Origin of the sequence: Streptomyces sp. NPDC051963 (assembly GCF_044593495.1) — a bacterium.
Classification (GTDB): Bacteria; Actinomycetota; Actinomycetes; order Streptomycetales; family Streptomycetaceae; genus Streptomyces.
Window position 1 is genome coordinate 1 of the sequence record NZ_JBIUCC010000026.1, and the last position, 5,549, is coordinate 5,549.

The window sequence follows — 5,549 nt, forward strand, 5'->3', positions numbered from 1 at the left end:
TTGTCGGACCCGTCGTTGTTGATGGCGCTGCCGCGGACGACCGCGTAGATGCGGTCCCCGGCCTCGACCGCGTCCGACAGCCGGCGCAGCACCACGGCCACCACACCGTTGGCGAGGACCGTGCCCGCGCCGTCGGCGTCGAAGGGCCGGCAGTGTCCGTCCGGCGAGGCCACGAAGCCTTCCTGGTACTGGTAGCCCTGTTCCAGGGGGAAGGTGAGAGCGGAGGCGCCGGCGAGTGCCACGTCGGATTCCCCGCGCAGCAGGCTCTGCCGGGCCAGGTGCATGGCCACCAGTCCGGTGGAGCACGCGGTCTGCACCGTCAGCGCGGGGCCGCGCAGATTCAGCATGTGTGCCAGGCGGGTCGCGAGGAAGTCGTTCTTGTTCCCGATCGCCGAGCGGAAGAGCTCCGAGACGTCCTCGGGGTCCCCCTGGTCGTAGCCGCCGAAGCCGACTCCGCCGAAGACTCCGATGCGGCCGGGGTCGTCGCCGGGCACGATGCCGGCATTCTCCAGGCCCTGCCAGGCCGTCTCCAGGAAGAGCCGGTGTTGCGGATCCATGTTCTCCGCGTCGGAGGGAGAGCAGTGGAAGAACTCGGCGTCGAAGAGGTCGGCGTCCTCCACGTAGCCCTTGGCCGGGATGTATCCGGGATCGTCCAGCAGGTGCCTGGGCACCCCGGAGTCGAGCAGTTCCTGGTCGGTGAAGCGGCGGATCGACTCGACCCCGCCCCGCAGGTTCGCCCAGAACTCCTCCGCGTCCGTCGCACCCGGCAGCCGCAGGGCCACGCCCACGATCGCCACCGCGTCCTCGTCCGAACGCGCCCGGAACGCCGCCCCGTTCACCGCGCGTGTGGCGTCGCCGCGCAGGAACGCGGTGAGCTGCCGGATCGTGGAGTAGCGGAACAGCGTGGAGAGCGGGAACTCGCGGTCCAGGGCCGTGCGGATCAGCTCGTGGACCTGCAGCGCACCCATCGACGTGCCGCCCAGTTCGAAGAACCCCCGGTCCGGGTCCACCTCGGTCGTTCCCAGCACCTGCGCCCAGGCCGAGACCACCGTCTCCCACACCCGGTCACCGCCTGCGGCCGGTTCCACGGTCTCCGGCTGCGCCGCGGGCAGTGCGGCCAGGGCGAGCCGGTCGATCTTGCGGTTCGGTGTCAGCGGCAGAGCCTCCTGCCGTATCCACCGCGAGGGCAGCATCGACACGGGCAGCCGTGCCGCGGCGTGCTCGGCCAGGACCCGCTGGTCGGTGTCCCCGGAGTAGTACACCCACAGGGCCGCGGGGCGGACGTCGTCGCGCACCACCGCGGCTGCCTCCCGCACGCCGGCGCACTCGGAGACCACGGACTCGATCTCGCCGAGCTCGATGCGGTGTCCGGCCAGCTTCACCTGGTTGTCCACGCGGCCGCAGTACTCCAGCGAGCCGTCCTCGCGGTAGCGGACCACGTCCCCGGTGCGGTACATCCGCCCGGCACCAGCGAACGGGTCCACCACGAACCGTTCGTCCGTCAGCTCTGCCCGGTTCCAGTAACCCCGCGCGACGCTGCGCCCGCCGATCCACAGCTCACCACGGCAACCCCGTGGTACCTGCTGCCGGTTCCGGTCGAGAACGGCCAGCCAGGTGCCGGGCACCGGCAATCCCAGCGAGACCGGCCCGGGCTCGATCCGCCAGGTCGTCGCGTAGATCGTGGTCTCCGTGGGCCCGTAACCGTTGAACACGTCGCCACCGCAGGTGCGGTGCAACCGGTCGGCCAGGCCTCGGTCGAGCGCTTCGCCGCCGACGATGAGCAGCCGCAGCCCGGCGAGCAGCTCACGGCCGCCCGCGTCCGCCATCAGCATCCTGGCCAGCGACGGGGTGCACTGCAGATGCGTCGGCTCGTACGTCCGGTAGTCGGCCCAGCCGCCGACCTCTCCGTTCGTGACCACCACGCGGTATCCCCTGGTCAGGGTCCACAGCAGTTCGAGGCAGGAGATGTCGAAGGACACGCTGGTGACGGCGAGCCAGCTGTCGCCGGCGCCACCGCCGACGCGCTCGTCCATCGCCAGGCAGAAGGCGGCGAACTGCGCGTGCTCGACCACCACGCCCTTCGGGGTGCCCGTCGAGCCCGAGGTGTAGAGGACATAGGCGGGGTCGGACGGTTCCGGCAGGACCGGAACGGCGCCGTCCGGGTGGCCGTGCCGGCCGGGCTCGTCGATCTCGTCGAGGGACAGCACCCGCAGGCCGTCCGGCAGCACGTCCGCGAGGGAGCCGCTCGAGATCACCACCTCGATCCCGCTGTCGGACACCACATGGTCCAGACGCGCCTTCGGGTACCCCGGGTCCAGCGGAACGTAGGCGGCCCCGGCCATCCAGATGCCCAGCATCGCCACCGGCAGATCGACCGTGCGGGGAAGGCAGAGACCGACCAGATCACCGCGTGCGACGCCCAGTCCGGCAAGCTCCCGGGCGAGCGCGAGTGCCCTCGCGGACACCTCCTGGTAGGTCAGCTCGCCTCCGTCCGACACCACGGCCACCGCGTCGGGCGTCCGTGCCGCCTGATCCAGGATCCTCCGGCACCCGCTCTCCCCGGCAGGCCGGGCGGCGACGTCGCCGCCCTGCTCGGCGAGCCACCGGCGTTCCTCACCGCAGAGCAGTTCGGTCTCCCGGATCGGACGGGCGGGCTCGGCGGCCAGCGATATCAGCAGCGTCTCGAAGTTGGCGGCCATACGGCGGGCCGAGTCCCGGTCCAGCACGTGCGACTGGAACTCCAGCTCCCCGCGCAGCACATCACCGTCGGCGGCAAGCGTGAGGCCCAGCTCGAACTTCGACGCGCCCTGGACGTTGCCGGACATGCTTCCCGTCGCGGGAAGCCGCCAGACCGACTCGCCCGTTCCGATCGCGGGGAGGGCCGTTCCGGCGTAGTTGAACACCGCCCGGAACAGCGGGTTCTCCTCACCGGTCCGGTCACCGCCGGCGACGCGCACGACCTCGGTCAGAGGGACGCTCTGGTGCTCGAACACCCCCCGCACACGGGTGTGCGTGCGGGCGAGGACGTCCTCGAAGGACACCTCCCCGGTCAGGTCGCAGCGCAGCGGCAGGGTGTTCGCCAGGAATCCGAGGGTCTCCGCGACCTGCGGCAGCTCCCTCGCCGACCAGATCGTGCCCATGTTGAAGTCGTACTGGTCGGTGTAGCGGGCGAGCAGCACCGCGAAGGCACTGACGTACACGGTGTATCCGGTGACGGAGTTGCGTGCGGCCAGCTCGTCCAGAGCGGCCCGGAGCTCCGCGGGCACGGTGAAGTGCACCGCGTCGCCCTGGTCGTCCTCGGCGGCGTCCCGAGCGGAGAGTTCCAGACGCTGGGCACCGTCCAGCTCGGACTCGAAGTACTCGAGCGAACGCTCGAAGGCGCCCTGCTCGATGGACCTCTTCTCCCATCGTGCGTAGTCACCGAGGTGGTACCGGGCCTCCGGGAGCTGGACGGTGTCCTGCCGGGCGAGGGCCGAGTACGCCTCGTACAGCTCCTTCAGCAGCAGGGACAGCGACCAGCCGTCGGTGACGGCGTGGTGCATGGTGAGGCACAGGGTCCACACGTCACCGGAGTCCACCAGCAGGCAGCGCAGCAGGGTCTCGGCGTCCAGCGCGAACGGGGTCCGTTCCTCCTCGCGCAGCATCCGATCGAGTTCATCGGCGTCGGTCACCCGCTCGTGCCGCAGCGGAACGGTGAACTCCTGGTGCACCACCTGGACGAGTTCGCCGTCGCGCAGTTCCAGCCCGGTACGCAGCGCCTCGTGACGTTCCATCACCGCGCGCAGTGCCAGGCCGAACGTCTTTGGACACAGCGGGCCGTCCGCCTCGAGCCGGAAGACCGCGTTGTACTGCGGGGAGTCCGGACGCATCCGCTCCAGGAACCACAGCCGGCGCTGGCCCTCGGTCGCCGGATGGATGTCGCGCTGCTCGGCGCGTTCCATCGACAGCCCCGGGGGCGGCAGCTCGGAGAAGGCGTTGGCCAGCAGATACTCCACGACCGCGTTGGGTGTGGGGTGTTCGAAGGCGAGCGTGGACGGCAGCGGTGTGCCGGTCACCTCGCTGAGCCGGTTGCGCAGTTGCAGGGCCATCATCGAATCCATGGCGCGGTCCTGGAAGCGCTCGTCCACGGGCATGGGTTCGCGAAGCCCCAGAATGCCGCCGACCACGTCCTGCACGGCCTCCAGCACGGCGAGGGCACGGGCCGGCTCGGGCAGCGCCGTCAGCCGGGTCGCCAGGTCCGCCGGGGGCTCCTGTCGTTCCTGCCGGGTGCGGACTCCGCCGTCGATCCAGTAGCTCTGCCTCTGGAAGGCGTAGCCGGGCAGGTCGGCCAAGCGGCCGGACCCGTCGACGACCCGTGCCCAGTCCACCGGATGGCCGTGGACGTGCAGCGTGCCGAGGCCGCGCACGATCTCCGCGAGGCCGCCGTGGTCCCGGCGCAGGCTGCCCAGGACCACTCCGCCGCTGTCGGCGGTGAAAGCGGTCAGCGCGAAGGCCAGCAGCGGATGCGCGCTGATCTCGGTGAACACGCCGTAGCCGTCGGCACGCAGCGCGTCCAGCGCCAGGTCCATGCGCACCGGCTCACGCAGGTTGCGGCACCAGTACTTGGCGTCCAGGGCCTCTCCGCCGATCGGCGCGCCGGTCACCGTGGAGTACATCGGCACCGTCGTCGCACGGGGGCGCAGTTCGCCCAGAGCCGCTTCCACCTCGGGCAGCATGGGGTCGACCAGGCTGCAGTGTCCGGCCCGGTCCGCCTTGATCCGGCGGGAGAAGACGTCCCGGCCCGCCAACTTCGCGAGCAGGTCGTCCACCGCGTCCGGCGCGCCGGCCACCACCACAGAATCCGGGGTGTTCACGACGGCCACCGACAGCGATCCGCCGTACTCGGCGATCAGTTCCTCCACCTCGGCCAGCGGCAGTCCCAGCAGGGCCATGCCGCCCGAGCCGCTCTCGATGCGCTGGAACGCCTGGCTGCGGACGGTGACCACCTCGGCCGCCTCCTCCAGGGTGAGCGCTCCCGCGACCACGGCGGCGGGCACCTCGCCCTGGCTGTGCCCGACCACGGCCCCGGGTTCCAGACCGACGGACCGCCACACCGCCGCCAGGCCGAGCGCGACCGTGAACAGCGCGGGCTGGGTCACCTCGACGTCGTCCAGGCTGAGCCCGCTCGCCTCGGGGTCCTGGAGCAGTTCGCGGACCGACCAGCCGGTGAACGGCCGCAGTGCCTCGTCGCAGCGGTCGACCGTGTCGGCGAAGGCCGGGCTCTCGGTGAGCAGGCGCTGGGCCATGCCCGGCCACTGCGAACCGTGGCCGGCGAAGACGAACACGACCTTGCCACGTTCCTCGGCCACACCGGTGCACACCGCGTCGTCGGCCTGTCCGTCCCCGAGCGCGGTCAGTGCGCGCACCGCCTCGTCCAGGTCGTGGGCGAGGACAGCGGCCCGGTGCTCGAAGTGGCGGCGGTGCCGTGTGGTGGTCCGGGCGAGGTCGGTGAGGGTGGTGTCGGGGTGTGCGGTGAGCCAGTCGGCCCACCGCCTGGCCTGGTCCCTCAG

Annotated in this window: 1 protein-coding gene; it reads right to left on the reverse strand. The window is 71.4% G+C overall.

Translation table 11 applies throughout. The annotated features are described in order from the left end of the window. Window positions 1-5,549 (reverse strand): amino acid adenylation domain-containing protein (locus ACIHFB_RS45760; protein WP_400130021.1); only part of this gene is annotated, 5,549 nt, incomplete at both ends.